22 protein-coding genes are annotated in these 25784 nt (G+C 66.6%); 5 read left to right on the forward strand and 17 right to left on the reverse strand.

From position 1 onward, the window contains the following. Position 1: 1 nt before the first annotated feature. From IU514_RS17715 to IU514_RS17745, 7 genes are read right to left on the reverse strand one after another with little or no spacing between them, the layout of a single operon-like run. Complete coding sequence (locus IU514_RS17715; protein ID WP_194932478.1) at positions 2 to 1033, reverse strand: glycosyltransferase family 2 protein; 1032 nt, start codon at positions 1031 to 1033, stop codon at positions 2 to 4. After that, entirely contained in the window at positions 1030 to 1506 is a 477-nt protein-coding gene (locus tag IU514_RS17720; protein WP_194932479.1) for a GNAT family N-acetyltransferase, read from the reverse strand. The genes IU514_RS17715 and IU514_RS17720 overlap by 4 nt, the downstream gene beginning before the upstream one ends. 7 nt (positions 1507 to 1513) lie before the next feature. Continuing rightward, entirely contained in the window at positions 1514 to 2614 is a 1101-nt protein-coding gene (locus tag IU514_RS17725; RefSeq protein ID WP_194932480.1) for a DegT/DnrJ/EryC1/StrS family aminotransferase, read from the reverse strand. A gap of 8 nt (positions 2615 to 2622) precedes the next feature. Next, positions 2623 to 3606: a class I SAM-dependent methyltransferase gene (locus IU514_RS17730; RefSeq protein ID WP_194932481.1), complete on the reverse strand. Its 984-nt coding sequence runs from the start codon at positions 3604 to 3606 to the stop codon at positions 2623 to 2625. Then, on the reverse strand, positions 3594 to 5099 hold the full coding sequence (locus IU514_RS17735) for a lipopolysaccharide biosynthesis protein (protein WP_194932482.1): 1506 nt from the start codon (positions 5097 to 5099) through the stop codon (positions 3594 to 3596). Before IU514_RS17735 ends, IU514_RS17730 begins: the two co-directional genes overlap by 13 nt. A gap of 5 nt (positions 5100 to 5104) precedes the next feature. After that, positions 5105 to 6187, reverse strand: a complete 1083-nt coding sequence (gene gmd / locus IU514_RS17740; RefSeq protein ID WP_228760844.1) for a GDP-mannose 4,6-dehydratase — start codon at positions 6185 to 6187, stop codon at positions 5105 to 5107. Positions 6188 to 6221: 34 nt separating this feature from the next. Continuing rightward, on the reverse strand, positions 6222 to 7082 hold the full coding sequence (locus IU514_RS17745) for a glycosyltransferase family 2 protein (protein WP_194932484.1): 861 nt from the start codon (positions 7080 to 7082) through the stop codon (positions 6222 to 6224). A 114-nt stretch (positions 7083 to 7196) separates the two neighbouring features. Here IU514_RS17745 and pilB point away from each other — a divergent pair, with 114 nt between their 5' ends. From pilB to coaE, 4 genes are all read left to right on the forward strand, one after another. Beyond that, a complete protein-coding gene (gene pilB / locus IU514_RS17750; protein ID WP_194932485.1) occupies positions 7197 to 8921 on the forward strand; it encodes a type IV-A pilus assembly ATPase PilB in 1725 nt (574 codons plus the stop codon). Between the two features lie 3 nt (positions 8922 to 8924). Then, positions 8925 to 10205 (forward strand): type II secretion system F family protein, encoded by a 1281-nt coding sequence (locus IU514_RS17755; protein WP_386760693.1) that lies wholly within the window; start codon positions 8925 to 8927, stop codon positions 10203 to 10205. Between the two features lie 20 nt (positions 10206 to 10225). Next, positions 10226 to 11089 (forward strand): prepilin peptidase, encoded by an 864-nt coding sequence (locus IU514_RS17760; protein ID WP_194932486.1) that lies wholly within the window; start codon positions 10226 to 10228, stop codon positions 11087 to 11089. A gap of 61 nt (positions 11090 to 11150) precedes the next feature. Then, entirely contained in the window at positions 11151 to 11780 is a 630-nt protein-coding gene (gene coaE / locus IU514_RS17765) for a dephospho-CoA kinase (RefSeq protein ID WP_194932487.1), read from the forward strand. 16 nt (positions 11781 to 11796) lie between these two features. Here the strand turns inward: coaE and IU514_RS17770 are convergent, their stop codons facing one another. From IU514_RS17770 to IU514_RS17780, 3 genes are all read right to left on the reverse strand, one after another. Further along, the gene (locus IU514_RS17770; protein WP_194932583.1) at positions 11797 to 12789 is read right to left on the reverse strand and encodes a Nudix family hydrolase; all 993 of its coding nucleotides are present in this window, start codon (positions 12787 to 12789) and stop codon (positions 11797 to 11799) included. Positions 12790 to 12855: 66 nt separating this feature from the next. Then, positions 12856 to 15588: a preprotein translocase subunit SecA gene (secA, locus tag IU514_RS17775; protein WP_194932488.1), complete on the reverse strand. Its 2733-nt coding sequence runs from the start codon at positions 15586 to 15588 to the stop codon at positions 12856 to 12858. 540 nt (positions 15589 to 16128) lie between these two features. Beyond that, positions 16129 to 17052 carry a M23 family metallopeptidase gene (locus IU514_RS17780; RefSeq protein ID WP_194932584.1) on the reverse strand — a complete coding sequence of 308 codons (924 nt, stop codon included), beginning with the start codon at positions 17050 to 17052 and terminating at the stop codon, positions 16129 to 16131. Positions 17053 to 17059: 7 nt separating this feature from the next. On the opposite strand from IU514_RS17780, the gene IU514_RS17785 reads away from it, so the two are divergent. Continuing rightward, on the forward strand, positions 17060 to 17512 hold the full coding sequence (locus IU514_RS17785) for a DciA family protein (protein WP_194932489.1): 453 nt from the start codon (positions 17060 to 17062) through the stop codon (positions 17510 to 17512). Positions 17513 to 17731: 219 nt separating this feature from the next. Here the strand turns inward: IU514_RS17785 and lpxC are convergent, their stop codons facing one another. The 7 genes from lpxC to murG form a co-directional block, all read right to left on the reverse strand. Then, positions 17732 to 18640, reverse strand: coding sequence for a UDP-3-O-acyl-N-acetylglucosamine deacetylase (lpxC, locus tag IU514_RS17790; RefSeq protein WP_194932490.1), 909 nt, complete (start codon positions 18638 to 18640; stop codon positions 17732 to 17734). A gap of 264 nt (positions 18641 to 18904) precedes the next feature. After that, positions 18905 to 20122 (reverse strand): cell division protein FtsZ, encoded by a 1218-nt coding sequence (gene ftsZ / locus IU514_RS17795; RefSeq protein ID WP_194932491.1) that lies wholly within the window; start codon positions 20120 to 20122, stop codon positions 18905 to 18907. Positions 20123 to 20239: 117 nt separating this feature from the next. Next, positions 20240 to 21490, reverse strand: coding sequence for a cell division protein FtsA (ftsA, locus tag IU514_RS17800; protein WP_194932492.1), 1251 nt, complete (start codon positions 21488 to 21490; stop codon positions 20240 to 20242). Further along, positions 21487 to 22233, reverse strand: coding sequence for a cell division protein FtsQ/DivIB (locus tag IU514_RS17805; protein WP_194932493.1), 747 nt, complete (start codon positions 22231 to 22233; stop codon positions 21487 to 21489). Before IU514_RS17805 ends, ftsA begins: the two co-directional genes overlap by 4 nt. Continuing rightward, positions 22230 to 23228, reverse strand: coding sequence for a D-alanine--D-alanine ligase (locus tag IU514_RS17810; RefSeq protein ID WP_194932494.1), 999 nt, complete (start codon positions 23226 to 23228; stop codon positions 22230 to 22232). The genes IU514_RS17805 and IU514_RS17810 overlap by 4 nt, the downstream gene beginning before the upstream one ends. Then, positions 23225 to 24682 carry a UDP-N-acetylmuramate--L-alanine ligase gene (gene murC / locus IU514_RS17815; RefSeq protein WP_386760686.1) on the reverse strand — a complete coding sequence of 486 codons (1458 nt, stop codon included), beginning with the start codon at positions 24680 to 24682 and terminating at the stop codon, positions 23225 to 23227. Before murC ends, IU514_RS17810 begins: the two co-directional genes overlap by 4 nt. After that, positions 24679 to 25749, reverse strand: a complete 1071-nt coding sequence (murG, locus tag IU514_RS17820; protein ID WP_194932586.1) for an undecaprenyldiphospho-muramoylpentapeptide beta-N-acetylglucosaminyltransferase — start codon at positions 25747 to 25749, stop codon at positions 24679 to 24681. The genes murC and murG overlap by 4 nt, the downstream gene beginning before the upstream one ends. Between the last annotated feature and the right edge of the window lie 35 nt (positions 25750 to 25784).

A 25784-nucleotide genomic window follows, 5' to 3' on the forward strand; every position in this document is an offset into this window, starting at 1 on the left:
TCTAGGAAGTCGTGCGCCGGCGCGCCGCGGAGAAGCGCATTGCCTCATCGAGGGTGTCGATGAAGTAACGCGGGTCGGCATGCTTGAAGTGACCGTACAGGCGTGCGGGCCAGTACAGCAGCCCCAGCGGCAGGCGCGCGATCGAGTGCGCGGCCGCTCGCTTCCACGCAGAGCCAAAGCGCTCGTGCAGCGCATCGTATTCGCGCATCGAATAGCGACCGAACGCACGCTGCAGTAACAGCACGCGAAGCAGGCGCCACGGTTCGCGTGGAGTCACGGCGCGCTTGGCTTCGTCCGACACGCCTTCGAACGACCACAACAGTTGCGGCCAGCGCAGCATGAAGATATCGAAGGCGCGCGCGTTCCACTGACCGTTGCCATTGCGAATCACGATCAACGGCTCGGCCAGCACGACTGCGGTGCCAGCGATCGGCCTGCGGAACAGCACTCCGACGTGCACGAACCCGCTGCCGAAGTAATCCCCAGGGTTGCGTTCCAGCCACAGCGAACGGCGCACGACGACCGCACCGACGAAGGTCAGGTGGACGATGACGTCGCGGAAGAAATCGTCCCACTCTGCGGCGGCGTACAAGCGATCCTTCGCGAAGCCTGGGCGCGCGCGCACAAGCTGTTCGCGCAGATGCAGGTCGCGCACCTCGCAGCTGACGATCGCCAAGTCATGCCCCTCGCGTACGGCGGCGAGCACGCGCGACACGGCTCCCGGGTTGAGCACGTCGTCGTCGGTCATCAGCCAACAGTGTGTGCCAGCAGCGAGTTCGACCGCGTGGTTGCAGTCGCGATCGAAGCCGGCGTTCGACGCCTTCGTTCCCTCGCCCTTACGCACGTAGCGGATCTGATTCGGAAAACGCTCAACGTAAGGCGCGACTACCTGGTCGCTGCCGTCAGTCGACCCTCCGTCGACGATGACGATCTCCACGCCTGGCGTAAGCTGCGAGACTATGCTGTCGAGCGTCTCAACGATAAACGCGGCGCGATTGAGCGTGGGGATGCAAATGCTGAGTTCGACGCTCACGCTACATCTCCTAACGGCTTCACTCCGACCAGCAGGCGAGCACCGTCATTTTCGGGCGTGAGCGCGTAGCCGCGGCGCTTGTACATCGCGATCGCCCGCGCGTTGTCCTGGTGCACACGCAGGCGTATCGCGGGAGCTCCGCGGTGGCGCGCCATCGTTTCCAGGTACTCCATCATCAGACTACCGAGGCCGCAGGCACGCGCATCCGGATGCACAGCGATGCCGAGACTGGGGATCGCGTAACCCTCGTTCCAGCCGCGCAACAAGCCGTAGGCGCGCACCGCCTCACCTTCTACGAACACGACGTACAGGTCCAAGCCAGCTTGCTCGGCGATGACACGCAACGTCGCGACATCGCCCGCATGCGGGTGGAAGTACGCGTCGTCGCCTGCGGCCGCGAGATCTGTGAAGAAGCGCGCAAGCGCGGCTTCGCGACCTGGCCTAAGCAACACGCATTCGATTGCTGCGGGCATGTCCATGTCACCCCGCGAGCGAGGCGAGCGCGTCGCAGATGCGGTGGATGCGCGCATCGTCAAGGCTCGGACTCGACGGCAGCACGAGCATCGACGCGGCCAGCGCATCGCTCACCGGCAGGTGCGACTGAGGGCCATAGAGATGGGGCATCGCACTTGCTGGATAAAAGCCGGGTCGGGTTTCGATACCGAGCGCGTCCATCTGACCCATCACCGCGTCGCGGCCCTGCGGATAGTGCGCGGGATCCAGGCGCACGCCAACAGCCCACATCACCGGGTCGACGTCCATTTCGATCTTCTGCATCGACAGCCCCGGCATCGCCTGCAGGCGCGTGGTGTATGCGGCCCACACTCCGCCGCGCTTGGCGACGATGCGATCGATCTGCTCGAGTTGCGCGCAACCGATTGCCGCCTGCAGGTTGGTGAGGCGGAAATTATGGCCCGCGACCTCATGCATGTAGCGTGTGCGCGCCATGCCGTGACTGCGGTACAGGCGCATGCGGTCGGCGAGCGCGTCGTCGCCGGTGGTCACCGCACCGCCCTCGCCCGTCGTGATGGTCTTGGTGGCGTGGAAGCTGTACGTACCCATCGGCGCGATCGTGCCGGACATGCGACCGCGATACTTCGATCCGATCGACTCTGCCGCATCCTCGATTACCAGCACGCCGCTTTCGTCGCCGAGGGCGAGCAGCGGCTCGAGCGCGCAAACATTACCGTAGGTGTGCACTGGCACGATCGCGCGCGTGCGGGACGTGATCAGCGGCGCGACCGTCTCGGCGGTGATGCACCACGTATCGGGATCGATGTCGGCGAACACGGGCGTGGCACCGACCATGCGCGCCATATTGGCAGCAGCCATGAACGCGAAGCCGGGCACGATGACTTCATCGCCCGCGCCTATACCTGCGCCCAGATAGGCAAGGTGCAGCGCGGCCGTGCCGTTCGCCACTGCGAGCACGTTGCGCGCATCGGCGTAGCGTGCGAAGTCGGCCTCGAGCCGGTCGACATAGGGGCCACCGGAGATCCACGTCGAGCGCAGGGCGTCGACCGCGTACTCCTCCTCGCGGCCCCACAAAGTGGGCTCGGCCCACGGGATCGTGTTGCGCATGTGTACCGTCATCGCTCGATCGCGGGCTTGGCGAATTCAAGGGCCACGACGCCCATTCCAGACAGGGTAGCGGAATTATCCCGACGGGCGTAAGCCCGGGCTGTGGCCAAGGGCTCGCGCCAGCGGGGGTAGAAAGGGTCTGTGCGCTTGGCCAGCACGTCTGCGTCGTAGGCGCCCGGCACGCGCTCGGCGTAGAGCGCGCGGGCCGAAGGGGCACCGGTGATGGCGAAGATCGCCTGCAGGCGCGCCTCATCGTAGTAGCGCTGCCAGAACACGAAACCGGCCTCGTCCGACTCCAGCAAACCGTATTCGTCGATGTTCGTGAACTCCTCCATCGCCTCGGCGGCACACGGCACCGACAGCAGCAGGCGGCCTCCGGGCGCGACGCGGTCCCACATCGTGCGCACCGCGCCGAGGTCGTCCACGATGTGCTCGAGCACTGACATGCACGTGACCAGCGGATAGTCGCGCGCATCGGCGGGGAGCGTGTCGATGAGAACGTCGAAGAAGCGGCAGCGGCTGTCGACACCCAGGCCTTGCGCCATTGAACGCGTGCGGGCGAGGTCATTGCTGTCGGGGTTGACCAGATCCGCATGCGCGCGCATGTCTGCACGCAACATCAGCAGCGTCAGCAAGCGCGGTGACGACACGTCGAGCACGCGCGCCGGGCGCAGCGTGCGCAGGCGCCTCCAAAAGAAGTCCATCTCGAAGTGCCGCACCGAGTCGAGCGGCGACACAACGCAATGATAGGCGTCGGCCGCATGCCCTGCGAACAGCAGGCGTACGCCCGCAGCAAGGCACGCGAAGCGGAATCGCATGCCCGGCACGCCCAGCAACGCACCGGCGCCCCAATAGAACGGGAACAAAACCAGTCCGGCCATCAGATACGCGATACGACGCCAGCCCGTCGGCGGCCGCGCGGGCAGATGAAAGCTGAGGCGCCGGCGACGCACACCGTCAGCCGCGAGCGCAGGATCGATCAGTTCGGACATAGCCGCGTACGCCCTCCGACAAATGCCAGCACCTGCTGGCGCGCGAAGGGGCTGTAGAGCGCACCGACGGCGATGCCAACGCAGGCCGCCAGGATTGCGATCGCGGTCTCCGTCCACGGCGACAGGCTGAACGCACGCGACACCCACGCGCCGGCGAGTGCTGGCATGAGCGCGATCAGCAAGGGCACTGCGATGTCGCGCGCGAGCCACGCGATGCCCGCGAATCCCGCCACCTTGTGCCCGGTGACGATGGTGCCGACGAACAGGTATGCGACGCCGAGCAGGGCCCACGACAGCGCACCGCCGATCGCACCGTAATGCGTCGCCAGCCACACTATCACCGGCAAAGCGAGCACCAGCAGCCCAAGGTTGATGCCCAAGGGGATGCGCGGCCGCCCCTTCGCCAGCTGCAGCGCATACGGAAAATACATCACGCCGTTCAACGCGGATCCGATCGCGAGCAACCCGACGATCGGCGCGACGTGCAGCGCCACATCCGCGCGCCCGGTCCACAGCGTCACCAGCGCTTCGACGTGCAGGGAGAGCGCCAGCGCAAGCGAGAAGATCGCCGCGGCGTACATGCGGCTCGTGTCGGAGTAGAACTTGGCCAGGGCCACGTCGTCGCCGCGCGCGTGCAGCGTCGTGAACTTCGGATAGATCACGTTGAACGAGGGGCCGGTCAGCACCGACAGGCCGCTGACGAGCAGCGCGGCGAGCATGTAGTGACCGAAGGCGCTGAGGTCGATGAGGCGCGAGAGCAGCGCTTTGTCGAGCTGGGTAAACACGAGCGAAGTGATCGCGACCCCCGACATCCACGCGGAAAAATGCCAAACCCGCTTCAGATCGGCAAAATCGTACGGCGCATCACGCTCCCCCACCGCGCGCCGGGCCAGCACCCGCAGCACGATCGCCTGCAGCAGCCCGAACGCCGCCTGCACGACGAAGAACGCCTGGATGCTGCATTCACCCCACGCGAGCACAGCGATCGTGGTGATCGCGGCGAGGATGTTGATCGCCATGCTCGTCGCCGCTGAACGCGCGAGCCGGTGCGCGCCGACCAGCGCACCGTGGTAGAGACTGATGGGCCAGCGGCACGCTAGGTTCACGCCCATCAACGCGACAGCCTGCGCAACGGTGGCGTCCGGCAGCGCCTTTGCCTGCAGCCAATGCGCACCGATCCACGGTGCGGCGAGCGCGACGATCGCGGCGATGAGCAGTGCGACGCCGATGTACACCACGCCGAGCGTGCGCAGCATCGAGGCCGAGCGACGCCGCTGCCCGGTTTCCGCTCCGTGCGCGATTTCGCGGCTGACGGTCGGCGCAAGGCCGAGGTCGAGCACCTGCAGCACCGCCTGCAGTGTTGCGTAAAAGCCGATGAGGCCGTACGCCTCCATGCCCAGGAAGCGCAGGTAGAAAGGCAGTGCAACCAGGCTGACCAGCACCAGGACGACCGAGTTGGCCATCCCCGCCACCATGTTCCAGGCAAGACGCACGCGCGCTACTCGTTGAAGTCGTCGGCGCGATAGCCGTGCTGCGTGATGAGGGCATCGCGCTGCGCGGCGCGCAGGTCGGCCTCCGTCATCTCGCGCACGAGCTCTGCGAAGGCGATCTTTGGCTCCCAGCCAAGTTCGCGCTTGGCTTTGGTCGCATCGCCGAGCAGCGTGTCAACTTCTGCCGGCCGGAAGTAACGCGGATCGACCGCGACGATGACGCGCCCTTCGCCGTCCATGCCCTGCTCTTGCAAGCCGCTGCCGCGCCACGTGAGCTCGATGCCCATCTCGCGAGCGACCGCACTGACAAATTCGCGCACGCTGTACTGATGGCCCGATGCGATGACGTAATCGCCCGGGTTGTCCTGTTGCAGGATCAGCCACTGCGCGACGACGTAATCGCGCGCGTGACCCCAGTCGCGCTTCGCGTCGAGGTTGCCGAGGTACAGGCAGTTCTGCAGGCCCAGCTTGATGCGCGCCAGGCCGCGGGTAATCTTGCGAGTGACGAAGTTTTCACCACGCACCGGCGACTCGTGGTTGAACAGGATGCCGTTGCTCGCGTGCATGCCGCGGGCTTCGCGATAGTTCACCGTGATCCAGTACGCGTAGAGCTTGGCGGCCGCGTACGGCGAACGCGGATAGAACGGAGTGGTCTCGCGCTGCGGCACTTCCTGCACCATGCCGTACATCTCGGACGTCGATGCCTGGTAGAAGCGCGTGCGGTCCTCCATGCCGAGGATGCGGATCGCTTCGAGCAGGCGCAGCGTACCGAGTGCATTGGTGTCGGCGGTGTATTCAGGCTGTTCGAAGGACACCGCGACGTGGCTCTGCGCCGCGAGGTTGTAAACCTCGTCGGGCTGTGTCTGCTGCATGATGCGGATCAGGCTCGACGAATCGGTCACGTCGCCGTGGTGCAGGAAGAAACGGACGCCCGCTTCGTGCGGATCCCGGTACAGGTGGTCGATGCGCTTAGTGTTGAACGACGAGGCGCGGCGCTTGATGCCGTGGACTTCGTAGCCCTTCTCGAGCAAGAGTTCGGCGAGGTACGCGCCGTCCTGCCCTGTCACGCCGGTGATGAGCGCACGCTTCAAGCCCGCCACCCTACGCTTTGGAATAGGCATTGGATCATTCGTTGTGAATCCGTAGGTAGGTGAGTGCGGTGATCTGCTCGGACACCAGGCCGATCAGGAAGATGATCACCGATGCGCTGAGCAGGAGGACGCTCATGTTCGTGAAGCGGCCCATGGTGAGGAACGTATATGCGTAGTGCGCCAGCCCGACCAAGCTGAACAGGACAGCAGTGGGCGCAAACAATTTGAGCGGCGAATAGAGGGTCGCAATCTTAAAGATGATGAGCAAAAAACGGATACCGTCGCGAAGCGGGCGAATATGGCTGTTGGTGCCGATGCGCTTGGTCACCGGCACCGGCACGTAGGCGACCGGGTAGGCGCTGCGGAAGAACGCCATCGTGCTGGTGGTGGGATAGGAGAATCCGTTCGGCAGCAGGTGCAGGAACTCGCGAAATTTCCCGGCGCGTACGGCGCGGAAGCCGGACGTCAGGTCGTCGATGCGATGCCCGGTCATCCAGGTCGCCAGCCGGTTGTAGAAGGCATTGGCCGCACCCCGGCCGACATTGGCCTGGCCTGACGAGTCGCGGGCACCGACCACCATGTCGAACCCCTCGTCCAACTTGGCGAGGAGGCCGTGGATCAGGGCCGGGTCGTGCTGGCCGTCGGCATCCATGAATACGATGACCTGGCCGCTGGCCGCCCGGGCACCGCGCTTGATGGCCGCCCCATTGCCCATGGAATAAGGCGAAGAAAGCACCCGGACCCCGTGATCGGCCGCGATCCGGGCTGTCCCGTCGGTGGAACCGTCGTCCACGACGATGACCTCGGCCTCGGGCAACTCCGCCTTCAGCTTCGGCAACGTCCGCTCCAAACCCGCTTCCTCGTTTTTAGCTGGAAGCACTACTGTGATGCGCATCTAGTTCCCCTACCCAACGGCGGGCCTAGATTGCGAAAAAGCAGGACGTGGCGCAATGCGCCGCGGTCGCAGAATGGGGTAAAGTCCCCCAGGGGAAGCATCAAGGGGCATCAAGTGAGCAGCGTCGCCACGGCCAATCTGGTGGGAATCACCGGCATCGCCCGTCGCCTGGTGCTGGACGGGGTTCTGGAAGAGCAGGCCGCCCGCGAGGCCATGGCCTCGGCGTCGGCGGAGCGCCGGCCGATGTCGGTCTTCCTCGCCGAGAAGCGCCTGGTCACCTCGGCCCAACTGGCGGCTGCCAACTCCATCGAGTTCGGCGTGCCGGTCTTCGACGTGGGCGCCCTCGACCCGTCCCAGTCCGCGATCAAGCTGGTCAGCGAAGAGCTGGTCCGCAAGCACGATGCGCTGCCGCTGTTCAGGCGCGGCAACCGGCTGTTCGTCGGTGTTGCCGATCCGACCAATACGCAGGCGCTGGACGAGATCAAGTTCCAGACAAACATGGTCGTTGAGGCCGTGCTGGTCGACGAGGACCGCATCCGCCGCACCATCGACCAGTGGCTGGCCACCGCCGATGCCCTGAACGACAGCATGGGCGATGGCGAGGGGCTGGATAACCTCGATGTCAGCGCGGGCGGTGACGAGGAGCTCGGCGACTCGGGCATCGACGCCAAGGGCGACGACACCCCCGTCGTGAAGTTCGTCAACAAGGTGCTGGTGGACGCCATCCGCCGTGGCGCCTCGGACATCCACTTCGAACCCTACGAAACCGATTACCGGGTTCGCTTGCGCATCGACGGCCTGCTCAAGCAGGTCGCCAAGGTGCCGGTGAAGCTTCAGGCGCGCATCGCCGCCCGCCTGAAGGTGATGGCGCAGTTGGATATCGCCGAAAAGCGCGTCCCGCAGGACGGCCGCATCAAGCTCAACCTGAGCAAGACCAAGCAGATCGACTTCCGCGTGAGCACGCTGCCGACCCTGTTCGGCGAGAAGGTGGTGCTGCGTATCCTCGACGGCAGCGCCGCCAAGCTCGGCGTCGACAAGCTCGGTTACGAGGACGACCAGAAGCAGCTGTTCGTCAATGCGGTACTCAAGCCCTACGGCATGGTGCTGGTCACGGGCCCCACCGGTTCGGGCAAGACGGTGTCGCTGTACACCGCACTCAACATCCTCAACGACGAACATCGCAACATCTCCACCGTCGAGGACCCGGTCGAAATCCGCGTACCGGGCATCAACCAGGTGCAGATGAACATCAAGCGCGGCATGACCTTCGCCGCCGCGCTGCGCAGCTTCCTGCGCCAGGATCCGGACGTGATCATGGTCGGCGAAATCCGCGACCTGGAAACAGCGGAAATCGGCGTCAAGGCCGCCCAGACCGGCCACATGGTGCTGTCCACGCTGCACACCAACGATGCCCCGCAGACCATCGCCCGCCTGATGAACATGGGCGTGGCGCCGTTCAACATCACTTCGTCGGTGACGCTGGTCATCGCCCAGCGCCTGGCGCGCCGCCTCCACGACTGCAAGCGCGAAGTCACCCTGCCAGAGCATGCGCTGCTGGCCGAGGGCTTCACCCACGAGGAAATCGCCGGCGGCCTCAAGATCTACGACGCCGTCGGCTGCCCGGATTGCACCGAGGGCTATAAGGGCCGCACCGGCATCTACCAGGTCATGCCGATGAACGACGAGATCCAGTCGATCGTCCTGGCCGGCGGAAGCGCCATGCACATCGCCGAGGCTGCCCAGCGAGCCGGCGTGCGCGACCTGCGCCAGTCGGCCTTGCTCAAGGTCAAGAACGGCGTCACCAGCCTCGCCGAAATCAACCGCGTCACCAAGGACTAAACCATGTCCGCGACCCGTACCGCCACACGCACCGCTGCCCGCACCGCCACCAAGCCGGCCGCCCCCGCTCGGCGCCCCGACGCGATGCCGACCTTCGTATGGGAGGGCACCGACAAGCGCGGCGTCAAGATGAAGGGCGAACAGCCCGCCAAGAACGCCAACCTGGTGCGCGCAGACCTGCGCCGCCAGGGCATCACCCCACAGGTGGTGAAGGTCAAGCCGAAACCGCTGTTCGGCAGCGCAGGCAAGCGCGTTACGCCTCGCGACATCGCCGTCTTCAGCCGCCAGGTCGCCACGATGATGAAGTCGGGCGTGCCGATCGTCACGTCCCTGGAAATCATGGCCGGCGGTCAGAAGAATCCGCGGATGAAGGAACTGATCAACTCGATCCGTTCCGACATCGAGAGCGGCTCGTCGATGAATGAAGCGCTGAGCAAGCACCCGGTGCAGTTCGATGAGTTGTACTGCAATCTGGTCAAGGCCGGCGAGTCCGCCGGTGTGCTCGAAACCGTGCTGGACACGGTAGCGACCTACAAGGAAAACATCGAGAGCCTGAAGGGCAAGATCAAGAAGGCGCTGTTCTACCCGGCGACCGTCGTGGCCGTGGCAATCCTGGTCAGCGCCATTCTGCTTATCTTCGTAGTGCCTCAGTTCCAGCAGGTATTCCAGAGCTTTGGCGCCGACCTGCCTGCCTTCACCAAGATGATCATCGCGGCCAGCGATTTCATGATCAGCTATTGGTGGGCCATGCTGTTGATGGCCATCGCCGCCGGCGTTGCCTTCATCATGGCGAAGAACCGCTCTCCGAAGTTCGCGCACTTCCTCGACAGGATGATGCTCAAACTGCCGGTCGTGGGCCAGGTCCTGCACAACGCGGCCATCGCCCGCTTCTCGCGCACGCTCGCGGTCACCTTCAAGGCCGGCGTCCCGCTAGTGGAGGCGCTCGACACCGTTGCTGGCGCGACCGGCAACGTGGTCTACGAACAGGCCGTGAACCGCATCAAGGACGACGTTTCTGTCGGCTACCAGGTCAACATGGCGATGAAGCAGGTCAACCTGTTCCCGCACATGGTGATCCAGATGGTCGCGATTGGCGAAGAGGCCGGCGCGCTCGATGCGATGCTGTTCAAGGTCGCCGAGTTCTACGAGCAGGAGGTCAACAACGCGGTCGACGCGCTGGCCAGCCTGCTGGAGCCGCTGATCATGATCTTCCTCGGCGTGGTCGTCGGCGGCATGGTGGTCGGCATGTACTTGCCTATCTTCAAGCTCGCCGCCGCGATCTGATCCGGGACATCGTTTACTGAATGGCATTCCTCGACCAGAACCCCGGCCTCGGCTATCCGCTCGCGGCCGGTTTCGGCCTGCTGCTCGGCAGTTTCCTCAACGTGGTGATCCTGCGCCTGCCCAAGCGCCTGGAATGGCAGTGGCAGCGCGACAGCCGCGAGATCCTCGGCGAGCCTGAAACCTACGACCCGCCTCCGCCCGGCATCGTGGTCGAGCGCTCGCATTGCCCGCACTGCAAGCACCAGCTCAGCTGGTACGAGAACATCCCGGTCTTCAGTTACCTCGCCCTGCGCGGGCGCTGCCGCAATTGCGGCACGAAGATCTCGCTGCAGTACCCGCTGGTCGAACTGCTGACCATGGTGCTGATGCTGGCCTGCGTGTGGCGCTTCGGCTTCGGCTGGCAGGGGTTCGGGGCGATGGTGTTCACCACCTTCCTGATCGCGCTGTCCGGCATCGACCTGCGGACGCAACTGCTGCCGGATCAATTGACTCTGCCGCTGATGTGGCTGGGCTTGATCGCGGCATCGGACAACCTGTACTTCCCGGTCAAGCCCGCCCTGCTGGGTGCGGTCGCCGGCTACCTCAGCCTCTGGATCGTGTGGTGGCTGTTCAAGCAGCTCACCGGCAAGGAAGGCATGGGCCATGGCGACTTCAAGCTGCTCGCGGCCATCGGCGCCTGGGTCGGCCTGAAAGGCGTGTTGCCGACCGTCCTGCTGTCGTCGCTGGTCGGCGCGATCATCGGCTCGATCTGGCTGGCGGCGAAGGGCCGCGACAAGGCGACGCCGATCCCGTTCGGCCCCTACCTGGCCATCGCGGGATGGATCGTCTTCTTCTGGGGACAGGACCTGATCGGCGCCTACATGCGCGTCGCTGGGCTTCGCTGACGCGTTTCGCACCGCACTTCGCTACGCTAGCGCGATCAACGGCCGCGCCCTCCAGTCCAGAATGAGTAACTTCATCGTCGGCGTGACCGGTGGCGTGGCCTCGGGCAAGAGCGAGGTCACGCGCCGTTTCGAGCAGCTGGGCGTGTTCATCGCCGATGCCGATGTCGCCGCGCGTGAAGCCGTGGCCGTGGGGTCGCCCGGGCTGACCGAGGTCGTCGAGGTGTTTGGCTCGGGCGTGCTGGACGGTAGCGGCGCCCTCGATCGCGTCGCCATGCGGGCGCGCGTATTCCACGACGAGCCGGCCCGGCGTCGGCTCGAGGCGATCATCCATCCCCGCGTCCGCGCATCGATGCAGGCGCAGTGCGCAACCGCAGCCGGCGCCTATGCCATGGCCGCCATTCCATTGCTGACCGAGGGCGGGCGCGAAGCCTACCCGTGGCTCGACCGGGTGCTGGTGGTGGACGTGCACATCGACGTGCAGCGGGCGCGGCTGATGCGGCGCGATGACATCGATGCGGAACTGGCCAACCGCATGATCGCCGCGCAGGCCACGCGCGACGCCAGGCTGGGCATCGCCGACGACGTGATCGTCAATGACGGGCCGCTGGACGCGCTGGCCGGCCACATCGCCGCCCTGGACCGGCGCTATCGCCGTCTGGCGGAAGAGAAAAAGACGGCTCGATCCGGATAGAACGGCAGCAGGGCCTTCAAACGCCCGGCCACAACCCGCGGATTGCGGCGATACCTTGGGCACCGTGACTCCGCGCCTCGGCGAGGTCGTCGGGTCCAAGCCCGCCGATGGCATAGATCGGAATGGATACCGACTCGCGCAACGCGGCAAAGCCGTCCCAACCCAGTGTGGGCCCACCGGGATGACTCGGGGTCGGATGCACGGTCCCGACCACGGCGAAATCGCATCCCAACGCCTGTGCCAGCCTCAGCTCCTGCGCGTCGTGGCAGGACGCTGCCACCGGCAGCGCATCCGGCAACGGCCTGGCGGTGAGGCCGGGAAGCTGCGCGGCGCGCAGGTGCACACCGATCTGATGGCGCTGGGCCAGCTCTACGTCGTCGTTGACTAGGACCTGCGCATCGGCGTCGCGGCAGACCGCGATGGCTGCCTCCACCAGACGTTTCCAGCGTGCCGCCTCGCAGCCCGGCGCGCGCAATTGCACGCGGCGCACGCCCGACGCGAGCGCACGCTCCAGCGCCGACAGCCATGCGGCATCGTCCTCGCCCGGTGACGGCGTGACCAGATAGCGATCAGGCTGTTGCAGCGCGGCCACGACGGGACGGTCGGCGGGCGGCATCGCATAGCGCGCCAGCTGGGCCGGCGGCACCCATGCCAGCGCCTGCCCTTCGCGGCCTCGCACGGCGCCGCGCCACGCCTTCACTTCGCGCACGTCCAGGCGCAGGCGCTTGTCGGGATAGGCCTGCGGCACGGCAATCAACGGCGCACCGACGTCGATGTCGATGCCGAGTTCCTCGTGCAGCTCGCGAATCAGCGCCGCCTCGGCGGACTCGCCGGGCTCATGCTTGCCGCCCGGGAACTCCCAAAGGCCGGCAAGGTCGCGGCCTTCGGTGCGACGGGCCAGCAAGATGCGGCCTCGCGTGTCGCGGATGACGCCGGCGACGACTTCGACGTGGCGGCAAGCCTCGGTCCGCCTGTGCGCCGAGACGTCGGGTTGGGGAGGCTGCTTCAGCAAAGGCTGCCCTCACCCCATCTCCTCTCCCGCATCCGGGAGAGGAGATCGAATCGGCGGCTTGGCTTACGCCAGCTGCCCATGGCAGTGCTTGTACTTCTTGCCGCTGCCGCAAGGGCAGGGATCGTTGCGGCCGACGTTGGCGAAGGCATCCTGCTCGCCGCTGCGCGCGGCCTGGGCCTGTGCCGCTTCCTCGTCGGCACCGAAGCCGCCGGCATCGGCATGCTGGAACTGCATCTGGCGGGCCTGGGCCTCGGCCGCGGCGCGTTCCTGCGCTTCCATCAGGGCGATCTCTTCCTCGCTGCGGATGCGCACGCGCGCGAGCAGCGTCACCACTTCGCGCTTGACCTTCTCCAGCATGTCGGAGAACAGCTCGAACGCTTCCTTCTTGTACTCCTGCTTCGGCTGCTTCTGCGCATAGCCGCGCAGGTGGATGCCCTGGCGCAGGTAGTCCATGCGCGCCAGGTGCTCCTTCCAGTTCTGGTCGAGCACGTTGAGCATGATGTGCTTCTCGAGCATGCGCATGGTTTCGCCGCCGAGCTGTTCCTCGCGCTGCGCGAAGTGGTTGCGGATCGCTTCCTGCACGCGCTCCTCGATGGTCTCGGCGTCGAGCTCCTCGCTCTGCTGCGCCATCGCCACCAGGCCCATCTGCACGCCGAATTCCTCGGCAAGCGCGGCTTCCAGGCCCGGCAGGTCCCACTGCTCGTCGATCGAGTTCGGCGGCACGAACTTGACCACGGTGTCGACCACGACGTCGTCGCGGATGCCCTCGACGTTCTCCTGCACGCTTTCGGCTTCGAGCAGTTCGTCGCGCTGGCCGTAGATCACCTTGCGCTGGTCGTTGTTGACGTCATCGAAGTCGAGCAGGTTCTTTCGGATGTCGAAGTTATGGGCCTCGACCTTGCGCTGCGCGTTGGCGATCTGCTTCGTCACCAGCGGGCTTTCGATGATGTCGTCTTCCTTCAGGCCCATGCGCGCCATCACGCGCTGCACCCAGTCGGCCGCGAAGATGCGCATCAGGTTGTCTTCGAGCGACAGGTAGAAGCGCGAGGAGCCCGGGTCGCCCTGGCGGCCGGCGCGACCGCGCAGCTGGTTGTCGATGCGGCGGCTTTCGTGGCGCTCGGTGCCGACGATGTGCAGGCCGCCGGCGGTCTTGACCGCCTCGTGGCGCTGCTGCCATTCCGACTTCAGGCGCGCCCTGGTGACCTCGTCGATTTCATTGCCTTCCGCTTCGAGCGCGGCCAGTTCGGCTTCGAGCGAGCCGCCGAGCACGATGTCGGTACCGCGGCCGGCCATGTTGGTGGCGATGGTGATCGCGCCCGGGCGACCGGCCTGCGCGACGATGTGCGCTTCGCGCTCGTGCTGCTTGGCGTTGAGCACCTCGTGGTGGATGCCGGCGTCGCTCAGCTGCTGGCTCAGCATTTCCGACACTTCGATCGACGTCGTGCCGACCAGTACCGGCTGCTGGCGCGCGTTGGCGTCCCTGATCTCGTTCAACACCGCGCGGTACTTGCCGGCGCGGTTGAGGAACACGGCATCGGAGTGATCCTTGCGCTGCACCGGCATATGGGTCGGGATCACGATCACTTCCAGGCCGTAGATGCTCTGGAACTCGTAAGCCTCGGTATCCGCCGTACCGGTCATGCCGGACAGCTTCTTGTACATGCGGAACAGGTTCTGGAAGGTGATGCTCGCCAGCGTCTGGTTCTCACGCTGGACCGGCACGCCTTCCTTCGCTTCCACCGCCTGGTGCAGGCCGTCGGACCAGCGGCGACCTGCCAGCGTGCGGCCGGTGAACTCGTCGACGATGATGACTTCGCCGTCGCGCACGATGTAATCGACGTCGCGCTGGTAGATCGCGTGCGCGCGCATCGCGGCGTTGAGGTGGTGGACGACGCCAAGATTGGAACCGGCGTAGAGGCTGTCGTCTTCGCCTTCCAGGATGCCGGCCTGGCGCAGCAGCTCCTCGGCATGCTCCTGACCGGCTTCGGACAGGTGCACCTGCTTGCTCTTCTCGTCGACCCAGTAGTCGCCTTCGCCGTCCTCGACGGTCTGGCGGGTCAGCTTCGGCACGATGCGGTTGACCTTGATGTAGAGGTCAGGCGATTCGTCGGCGGGGCCGGAGATGATCAACGGCGTGCGTGCCTCGTCGATCAGGATCGAGTCGACCTCGTCGACGATCGCGTAATGCAGGCCACGCTGGAAGCGGTCGTCCTTCGACAGCGCCATGTTGTCGCGCAGGTAGTCGAAGCCGAACTCGTTGTTGGTGCCGTAGGTGATGTCCGCGGCGTAGGCGGCGTGCTTGTCGCTATGCGGCATGCCCGGATAGACCACGCCGACGCTCAGGCCGAGCCAGCTGTAGAGCTTGCCCATCCACGCGGCGTCGCGGCGTGCCAGGTAGTCGTTGACGGTGACCACGTGCACGCCCTTGCCTTCGAGGGCATTCAGGTACACCGGCAGCGTCGCCACCAGGGTCTTGCCTTCACCGGTGCGCATCTCGGCGATCTTGCCCAGGTGCAGCACCATGCCGCCGATCAGCTGCACGTCGTAATGACGCATGCCGAGCACGCGCTTTGATGCTTCGCGGCAGACCGCAAACGCCTCCGGCAGGATCTTGTCCAATGCCTCGCCACCGGCGATGCGCTGCTGGAACACGGGGGTCTTGGCCTGGAGCTCGGCGTCGGAGAGCTTCTCCATCTCCGCTTCGAGTGCGTTGATCCTGCCGACGGAACGTTGCAGTTGGCGCAGCAGGCGCTCGTTGCGGCTGCCGAAAACGCGGGTAAGCAAACTGTTGATCATGTACGGGTCCGAGAAGCGAGACGGGAAACCGGGCGGAACGCGTTAGGAACGCGTGATCGCCGGCAAGTTCCCCGGTTAATCCGGAAACTGGGAACCAGAAACGAGATCGGAGCGACGTGCGCCCCGATCGTGTCGAGCCTGGTCTGTGGCCACGCCCATTCTAGCGTGGGGGCGAGGCCCGGTGCTCACAAGCCACTGGCTTGTACCGGGCCGAGCGCCCGGAGCCTACGGCGGAGGGCCGGACCGAAGGTACGTGCTCACAAGCCGCAGGCTTGTACGTACCTGAGCGCCCGGAGGCGTGCCGCCGGAGGGCCGGATCGAGGAGAGGCGCATACAAGCCGACAGGCTTGTGCCTCGACGAGCGCCCGGAGGCCTACGGCCGAAGGGCCGGACCGAGGCCCGATGCTCACAAGCCATTGGTTGGTACCGGGTCGAGCGCCTGGCGTGCCGCCGGAGCTGGCCGGGAAAGTATCCGGGGCCCAAAAACAGAAAAGGCGCAGGCTTGTGGCCTACGCCTTCCGGATACTGCCGCGGCCTGGATCAGCCCTTGATCTTCAGCTGCAGCGGCGACTGCTGGCTCAGGAAGTTGCGCGGATTCACCACCCGGCCGCGCTCCCAGACCTCGAAGTGCACGTGCGCACCGGTCGAACGGCCGGTGGAGCCGGCCTTGGCCACTTCCTGGCCGGCACGGACCAGCTCGCCGACCTTGCGGGTCAGGCGCGAGTTGTGGGCATAGCGGGTCACGTAGCCGTTGCCGTGATCGATCTCGATCACGTTGCCGTAGCCCGAGCGCACGCCGGAGTAGCTGACCACGCCATCGGCCACGGCCAGGACCGGGTCTCCGACGTCGGCCTCGAAGTCGATGCCCTTGTGGAACTGCTTGCCGCCGACGATGGGGTCGGCGCGGCCACCGAAGCCGGAGGTGATGTAGCTGTTGGCGATCGGCTCGCGCGACGGCACCGCATTCATGTCGAGCTGGCGGTTGAACAGCAGCGCTTCCAGCACCGACAACTGGTCGCCGGAGGCCTTGAACTGCGCATCCAGCGTGGCGAGGCCGCTGTCGAGCTCGGCCTTGGACATGTCGCGCACCGGGCCGGCGCCACCGACGCCGACCGGCTTGTTGAAATCGAATTCGCCGTCCTGCAGCTGCCCGATGCGGGTCAGGCGCTCGCCGAGGGCGTTGAGGCGGTTGGCCTCGGCCTGCAGCTCGCCGAGGCGCGCGGCCAGCGCGTTGACTTCGCGCTGCGCGTCACGGCGGGCCAGGTCGAGCTGCGTCTGCTGGCTCTGCACCTTGGCGCGCAGCAGGGCATTGTCGGCAATGCCGATTCCGGCGCCGAGGGCGAGGCCGGCACACAGCAGCAGCGCGATGGCGATAACCGGTCGGCGGCCGCCTTGCTGGCCGGCGCCCTGGAGCATCGTCGCCAGCTGGGCGCGCGATTTGTTTACGATGGCGAAATAGGTCATGTGTCCGATGTCTGATTCCAAGCCCAGGTCCAACCGCCCTCGCCCCTCGACGCCCCAAGCCGCACTCGATGCGCTGCTTGCGGAGCCTTCGGGAGGTCCCATCCGTCGCGCGCTCTGGCTCGACGAACTGGACCGACGGCTGCACCCCCACCTGCCCCACCCGCTGGCTGCGCATGCGCGCTTGGCCAACTTCGACAACGGCAGGCTCGTGTTTGTCGTCGATACACCGGTGTGGCGCGCCAAGTTACGGCTCGCCGCCCCGGAACTGCTCAACGTTGCCCGCTCCATCGGACTGGATGCGACCGAGCTGGTCGTCAAAACGGCCAGCGCCCCCCTGGCTGCATCCGCACAACCGATCCGGAAAGCCACACCCATGTCGGCCGCTGCACAGCAGGCGCTGCAAGCGGCCTTGGCGTCCTTGAAAGACCCCGGGTCGCCTGACCCTGAGGACGCCGCCTGACTTCTGAACGACTGCGGACCGCGAGGTCCGGCAGCCAGGCAGAGCCGGGCCGGGAGGCATGCTACTTGCGTAACCCCTTGTATTTGTTAAACAAGGGCTAAAAAATCGGAAATAAACCGTTAGAAAAACGTTAAACCGTCACTCGACGTTCACGTCTGTGACATGCGCACGAATTCTGGAAACGGTTCCCCGACGAGCGGAGGGAGTCACGCCGCTGGCTCAGACGGCCGCGGGTTCGCCGTAGGCGACCGGGACTTCGTCCGGGTCTGTAAAGGTCACCTCGTCCCACGCCGAGCGCTCGGCCAGCAGGGCACGCACGAGCTTGTTGTTGAGCGCGTGGCCCGACTTGTAACCGACGTAGGTGCCGACGATCGGGTGGCCGGCGAGATAGAGGTCGCCGATCGCATCGAGGATCTTGTGGCGGACGAACTCGTCCGCGTAACGCAGGCCGTCGTCGTTGAGGACGCGGAACTCGTCCAGCACGATCGCGTTGTCCATCGAGCCGCCGAGGCCGAGGTTGCGCTCGCGCATGTACTCCAGGTCGCGCATGAAGCCGAAGGTGCGCGCGCGGCTGACTTCCTTGATGTAGTTGGCGGTCGAGAACTCGACCTGCGCCCGCGACTGCGCGGCCGGAATGGCCGGGTGGTCGAACTGGACGGTGAAGTCCAGGCGGAAGCCGTCGAACGGCTCGAACCGGGCGATCTTGTCGCCGTCGCGCACTTCAACGGGCTTGCGGATGCGGATGAAACGCTTCGGCGCTTCCTGTTCGGCGATACCGGCCGACTGCAGCAGGAACACGAACGGACCGGAGGAGCCGTCCATGATCGGCACCTCGGGCGCCGACAGCTCGACATAGATGTTGTCGATCCCCAGGCCCGCCAGTGCCGACAGCAGGTGCTCGACGGTCTGGATCTTCGCCGGGCCGCAGCTCAGACCGGTGCACAGCGTGGTCTCGGTGACCAGCTCGGCCTGCGCAGGAACCTCCACCACCGGGTCGAGGTCGACACGGCGGAACACGATGCCGGCATCGACCGGGGCCGGACGCAGCGTGAGATAGACCTTCTCACCGCTGTGCAGGCCCACGCCGGTGGCGCGGATCACGTTCTTGAGGGTGCGCTGGCGCAGCATTCGAAAAGCAGGGTCCAGGTTGCTATGGCAGTTGGTTCGCGAAGGCTCGCGGACCGGCCTGCCTGAATCGGCCGGGAAGGATACCACCCGGTTCCCTGAATCTTAATGGAAACCGTCACATCCCCGATGCAACGCTCCGGCCTGGATCGTTGCGCCGATGCATCCGCCGAAAGCGACTGAAACCGGCCAGTCGGCAGGCGCCGACCGGCCCAAGGCCCCGGGGATGGCGCCCCAGGGCGTGAGGACGTACGAGTTACGTGAAGATCAGTCGGCCTGGCGGCGCAGGAACGCCGGGATATCCAGGTAGCTGCTGTCGCTGCCGAAATCGGCCACGGCAGGCGCCGCCGGTTCGGACGAACGCACGCTGCTGCCGCGCAGGCTGCCGCCGAAGCTCGGTGCCGCCGGGGCCACGGCGTCCATCGCCGAGAACTCCGGCAGGCCGGTGGTGGCATTGCGGACCAGCTGGATCGGCGCGCGATGCGCTTCGCGCTCGCTGCCGCGCACAGACTGGCGGGCCACCGCACGGTTGAGGCCGGTCGCCACGACGGTGACCTTGACCTCGTCCTGCATGTCCGGATCGAGCACGGTGCCGATGACGACGGTGGCGTCTTCGGAGGCGAAGTTCTCGATGGTGCGGCCAACTTCGTCGAACTCGGCCATCGTGAAGTCCGGACCGGCGGTGATGTTGACCAGGATGCCGTTGGCGCCGGACAGGTTGACGTCGTCCAGCAACGGGTTCTGGATTGCCGCTTCAGCGGCAGCCTGGGCACGGTCGTCGCCACGGGCGGCGCCGGTACCCATCATGGCCAGGCCCATCTCGCTCATCACGGTGCGCACGTCGGCGAAGTCGACGTTGATCAGGCCCGGACGCACGATGAGGTCGGCGATGCCCTGCACCGCGCCGAGCAGCACGTCGTTCGCGGCACGGAAGGCCTGGATCATCGTGGCGTTGCGGCCGAGCACGGTGATCAGCTTTTCGTTGGGGATGGTGATCAGCGAGTCGCAGTGGTGGCTCAGTTCCTCGATGCCCTTCAGCGCGACCTGCATGCGGCGACGGCCTTCGAACGGGAACGGCTTGGTCACCACGGCCACGGTCAGGATGCCCATCTCCTTGGCGAGCTGCGCCACGACCGGCGCTGCGCCGGTACCCGTGCCGCCGCCCATGCCTGCGGTGATGAAGACCATGTCGGCGCCCTGCAGCGCGTCCATGATGCGCTCGCGATCTTCCAGCGCGGCCTGGCGGCCGACTTCCGGATTCGCGCCTGCGCCCAGGCCCTTGGTGACGTTGCCGCCGAGCTGCAGCTGCAGCTTGGCGCCGCAGTTCTTGATCGCCTGCGAGTCGGTGTTGGCGGTGATGAACTCCACGCCGTCCACGCTGCCGTTGACCATGTGCGCCACGGCGTTGCCGCCGCCACCGCCCACGCCGATGACCTTGATCACCGCGTTCGGGGCCATTTTTTCAACCAGTTCGAAATGTGCCATGTCGTCGTCCTCGTTATGTGTTGCTAGTTGTCGATCCAGGTCTTTCGGTACTGCCGTTGCCCTTACCACCAGGCGGAAGCGAAGCGTTGCTCCGAATCTCCTTGTCCGCCCTTGCGCTCAAAACTCGCCGCGATACCAGTTCTTCAGCTTGCTCAGGAACGTCCCTGCGCGACCGGTGGAGATCACCGGGCGGCGCGGGTGTTCGATCTGGCTGCCCATCAGCAGCAGGCCGACGCCGGTGGCGTGCACCGGGTTGCCCACCACCTCGCCCAGGCCAGTGACGTGCTGCGGGATGCCCACGCGCACCGGCATCTGCAGCATTTCCTCCGCCAGCTCGACCACGCCTTCCATCTTTGCGGCGCCGCCGGTCAGGACCATGCCGGCGCGCACGTGCTGTTCGAAGCCGCTGCGGCGCAGCTCGGCCTGCACCATCTCGAAGATTTCCTCGTAGCGCGCCTGCACTGCCTGCGCCAGCGAAGCGCGCGGCATGCGCCGCGGCGGACGGTCGCCGACGCTGGGCACCTGGATGCTTTCCTCCGCAGTCGCCATCTGCGCCAGCGCGCACGCGTAGCGGACCTTGATCTGCTCGGCCTCGGGCGTCGGCGTGCGCAACATGTGCGCGATGTCCTCGGTCACCTTGTCGCCGGCGATCGGCAGGCTCGCGCTGTGCGCGATCGCGCCCTGCACGAACACCGCGATGTCGGTGGTGCCGGCACCGATGTCGACCAGCACCACGCCAAGCTCGCGCTCGTCGGAGGTCAGTACCGCCTGGCTGGACGCGAGCACGCTCAGCACCAGATCGTCGACCTGCAGGCCGCAGCGCTGCACGCACTTGCTGATGTTGGCCGCCGCCGACTGCGCGCAGACCACCAGGTGCGCGTGCACTTCCAGGCGAACGCCGGTCATGCCGACCGGATTGCGGATGCCTTCCTGCGAGTCGTCGAGGACGTAATCGCGCGGAATCGCATGCAGGATCTTCTGGTCGGCTGGGATCGCCACGGCCTTGGCCGCCTCCAGCACGCGGTCGAGATCGCCGTAACTCACCTCGCCGTCGCGAATCGGCGCGATGCCCTGGGAGTTGCGGCACTGCACGTGGTTGCCCGAGATCGATGCGTAGACCGAGCGGATCTCGCAGCCGGCCATCAGCTCGGCCTCCTCGATCGCGCGCTGGATCGACTGCACCGTCGACTCGATGTCCACCACCACGCCGCGCTTGAGGCCGCGCGATTCGTGCGAACCGATGCCGATCACCTCGATCGGATTACCGGGGCGGCCGTTGTCGGGCGTGTACTCGCCGACCAGCGCCACCACCTTCGAGGTGCCGATGTCGAGCCCGACGATCAGCGATTTGTCACCCTTGCGATTCATATGGAGCCGTTGATGTTGTTCGATGCCGTCGCGACCGGCGCCGGCGCCTTGGGCGCCCACGTCAGTGCGAATCCGTTGGTGTAGCGAAGATCTGCGCGCTTGAGGTCCTGCGACTGCTGCGCGAGCAGTTGCGGCATCAGGCGCACGAAGCGTCCGATCCGCGCACGGGCTTCGTTGCGGCCGACCACGACCTGTGCGCCGTTGTCGAGGCCGAGCGTCCAGCTCCCGCGCGGATCCAGTTGCACTTCGCGCACGCCCAGGCCGATCGGGGTGAACATCGCGCGCGACTCGTTGTACAGCGCGACCACGTCGGGCACGCGCGCCTCGGGACCACCAAACTGCGGCAGCCCCTTCGGCACCACGATCCCCTTGGCCGGAAACAGCCTGCCCTGCTCGGACAGCAGGCGATCCTTGCCCCAGCGCGCGAACGGGCGGTGCTCGACCACCTGCACCTGCAGCACGTCCGGCCAACGCTTGCTGACCTCGGCGTGCTCGACCCACGGGAGCTTCGCCACCGCATTGCGGGCAGCTGCCAGGTCGACGGCGAAGAACCCGCGCTTTGCGTAGGGCATCAGCGTCTTCTGCAGCAGCGCCGCATCCACGCGTTCAAACTCCCCGGTCACGCGCAGCTTCGTCAGCGGCCACTGGTTCGCGCCGATCCAGCCGTTGAGCACGGCAACGACCGGCAGCGCGACCAGGGCCAGCGCGAGGATCCATCCGGCGAGGCGAAGCATGGCGTTCACGCCACCACACCTCCCGTGTTGTCGGTGGTTGCCGGAGCGAGGCTCGACTCGAGCACGCGCCAGCACAGTTCTTCGAACGGGATGCCGACCTGGCGTGCCGCCTTTGGCACCAGCGAGTGGCTGGTCATGCCCGGCGCGGTGTTGACCTCCAGCAGGTACAGCTGGCCGCTCGCACGGTCACGCATGAAGTCGACACGGCCCCAGCCGTTGCAACCCGCCGAGACGAACGCGGCAGCCGCGATGCGGCGGATCTCTTCCTCGTCCGCGCCCTCCAGTCCGGGGCACAGGTACTGCGTGTCGTCGGCGAGGTACTTGGCGTTGTAGTCGTACCACTCGCCCTTGGGCACGATGCGGATCGACGGCAATGCGACGTGGCCGTCGGCGGTGCCCAGTACCGGCACGGTCAGCTCCTCGCCCGAGATCAGCTGCTCCATCAGCAGTTCGCCGGGATAGCGCGAAGCATGCTCGACCGCGGCATCGAGATCGGCCTCGGCCAGCACGCGCGAGACGCCGACGCTGGAGCCTTCGCTCGACGGCTTGATGAATACCGGCAGGCCCAGCTCGCGCGCGGCGGCGTGCACGTCGGCGCCGGGCGGCAGGCGCACGTAGCGCGGCGTCGGCAGGCCTTCGCTGAGCCACACCTGCTTGGTGCGGATCTTGTCCATCGTCAGCGCCGAGCCCAGCACGCCGGAGCCGGTGTACGGCACCTGCAATGCTTCGCACAGCCCCTGCAGCACGCCGTCTTCGCCGCCACCCTTGTTGCCATGGAGGATGTTGAAGACGCGATCGACGCTGCCAGCGCGGATCGCTTCGACCAGGGCCGGAATGCCATCGACCGCGAACGCGTCGATGCCGCGCGACAGCAGCGCCTCGAGGACATTGCGTCCGGAATCGAGCGACACCTCGCGCTCGGCGCTGGTACCGCCCATCAGCACGGCGACGCGGCCGAAGACGGCCGGATCGCTCACTCGCGGCGGTGGGAACTGCAGGCTCACTTGCGCTCTCCGTCAGAACTACCGTTGAAGCCGTGCGCGGCGATCTGCTGCGCGGCATGGCCGATATCGCCGGCGCCCATCATCAGCAGCAGGTCGCCGTCGTTGAGGATGTCGGACAGCACGCCGCCGAGATCGCCGGCGCCGCCGACGACGACCGGATCGATGCGTCCACGCGCGCGGATTGCACGCGCCAGCGACTTCGCGTCGGCACCCGCGATCGGCGCTTCGCCGGCCGGGTAGACCTCGGTCAGCACCAGCACGTCAACACTCGACAGCACCGCGGCGAACTCGTCGAACAGATCGCGCGTGCGGCTGTAACGGTGCGGCTGGAACGCCACGACCAGACGCTTGTCCGGCCAGCCACCGCGCGCAGCCGCGAACACCGCCTCCAGTTCCTTCGGGTGGTGACCGTAGTCGTCGACCAGTTGCACGCGCGCACCCTTGGCGGTGGCCGGCGTGGCGAGCAGGTTGAAGCGGCGGCCGACGCCGGCGAACTGCTTGAGTGCGCGCGCGATCGCTTCGGGGCTGATGCCCAATTGCCAGCCGACCGACGCGGCCGCCAGTGCGTTGAGCACGTTGTGATGGCCCGGCAGCGCGAGTTCGACACGCGTGCGGGTCGCGTCCGGCAGGCACAGCGTGAAACGCATGCAGCCGCCGCTCTGCTCGACGTCCTCGGCGCGCACGTCGGCGGCCTCGTTGAGGCCGTAGGTCATGACATGGCGCGGGGTCTTCGCCGCCAGTGCCGCGACTTCCGGATCGTCGATGCACAGCACCGCCAGGCCGTAGAACGGCAGGCGGTGCATGAACTCCTCGAACGCCTTCTGCACGTTGGCGAAATCGCCACCGTAGTTTTCCAGGTGGTCGGCATCGATGTTGGTGATGATGGCGATCTGCGGGTTCAAGCGCAGGAAGCTGCCGTCGCTCTCGTCAGCTTCGGCCACCAGCCAGTCGCCCTTGCCCAGGCGCGCGTTGGCGCCCGCGGCGAGCAACTGCCCGCCAATGACGAAGGTCGGGTCGATGCCGCCCTCGCCCAGCACGCTTGCGGTCAGCGAGGTTGTCGTGGTCTTGCCGTGCGTGCCGGCCACCGCGATGCCGCGCTTGAAGCGCATCAGTTCGGCCAGCATTTCCGCGCGCGGCACCACCGGGATGCGCTGCGCGTGCGCCTCCATCAGTTCCGGGTTGTCGGCGCGGATCGCGCTCGACACCACCACGCAGTCGGCGCCGAGCACGTTCGCGGCGGCATGGCCGCGGCGCACGTCGACACCCAGCGATGACAGGCGGCGCGTGACGGCGTTGTCGGCGTTGTCGGAACCGGACACCTGGTAACCCAGCGTGCACATGACCTCGGCGATGCCACTCATGCCGACGCCGCCGATGCCGACGAAATGCACGCGCGGGAAGGCCTTGGCGAGATCGCCGGTGTGCTGCAGGCGGCGGCGCAGGGCGGCGCTCATGCCGACTCCTTCATCGAAGTGGACTCCAGGACTATCGCGGCGACTCGGTCGGCCGCATCGGGTTTGGCGAGCGCGCGCGCGGCCTGCGCCAGCGGCAGCAGGAGCTCGCGCTCGCCGAGGATTTCGAGGGTGGCGCTGATGCGTTCGGCCAGGGTCTCGCCCTGCGGCAACAAGTGCGCGGCGCCACGGTCGACCAGGTACTGTGCATTCTTGGTCTGGTGGTCGTCCACGGCCTGCGGGAACGGCACCAGCACGCTGCCGACACCGGCCGCGCACAGTTCCGCCAGCGTCAGCGCGCCGGAACGGCAGATCACGATGTCGGCCCAGCCATAGGCGGCCGCCATGTCGGCGATGAACGGCTCGACGGACGCGTCGATACCGGCATCGGCATAGGCCTTGACCGCGTCCTCGCGCATCTTCTCGCCGCACTGGTGGCGTACGTCGAATTGCAGCGTTCCGTGCAGCGCCTTCAGCGCCTTCGGCACGGCCGCATTCAACGCGCGCGCCCCCTGGCTGCCACCGAGCACCAGCAGCCGCAACGGACCTTCACGGCCGGCGAAGCGCTGCTCCGGCGGCGGCAGCGCGGCGATCTCGTTGCGCACCGGGTTGCCGACGACTTCCTCGCGGGCGCCCGGGAACGTATCCGGGAAGCCGGTCAGCACGTGACGCGCCAGCCTCGCCAGCACGCGGTTGGTGAGCCCCGGCGCACGGTTCTGCTCGTGCACGATCAACGGAATGCCGGCGAGCTTCGCCGCAAGACCACCGGGACCTGCGGCGAATCCACCGAAACTGATCACCGCGCGCGGCTGGCGCTCGCGCAGCGTCTGCCGCGCCGCGCGCACCGAGCCGATGAGCTTGAACGGCCCTGCGATCAAAGTGCGCAGGCCCTTGCCGCGCATGCCGCTCACGGCAATGGTGTCGATGGCGATGCCATGTTGCGGCACCAGGCGCGTTTCCATGCCGCCGTCGGCGCCCAGCCACAGCACCGGTTCGCCGCGTGCCTGCAATGCATGCGCGACCGCCAGGCCCGGGAAGATGTGCCCGCCGGTGCCACCGGCGAGGATCATCACCGGGTGCAGGTCGGAGTCGGTGGCGGCCAGAT

The sequence above is a fragment of the Lysobacter niastensis genome, from assembly GCF_015453285.1.
Lineage (GTDB): Bacteria > Pseudomonadota > Gammaproteobacteria > Xanthomonadales > Xanthomonadaceae > Lysobacter_J > Lysobacter_J niastensis.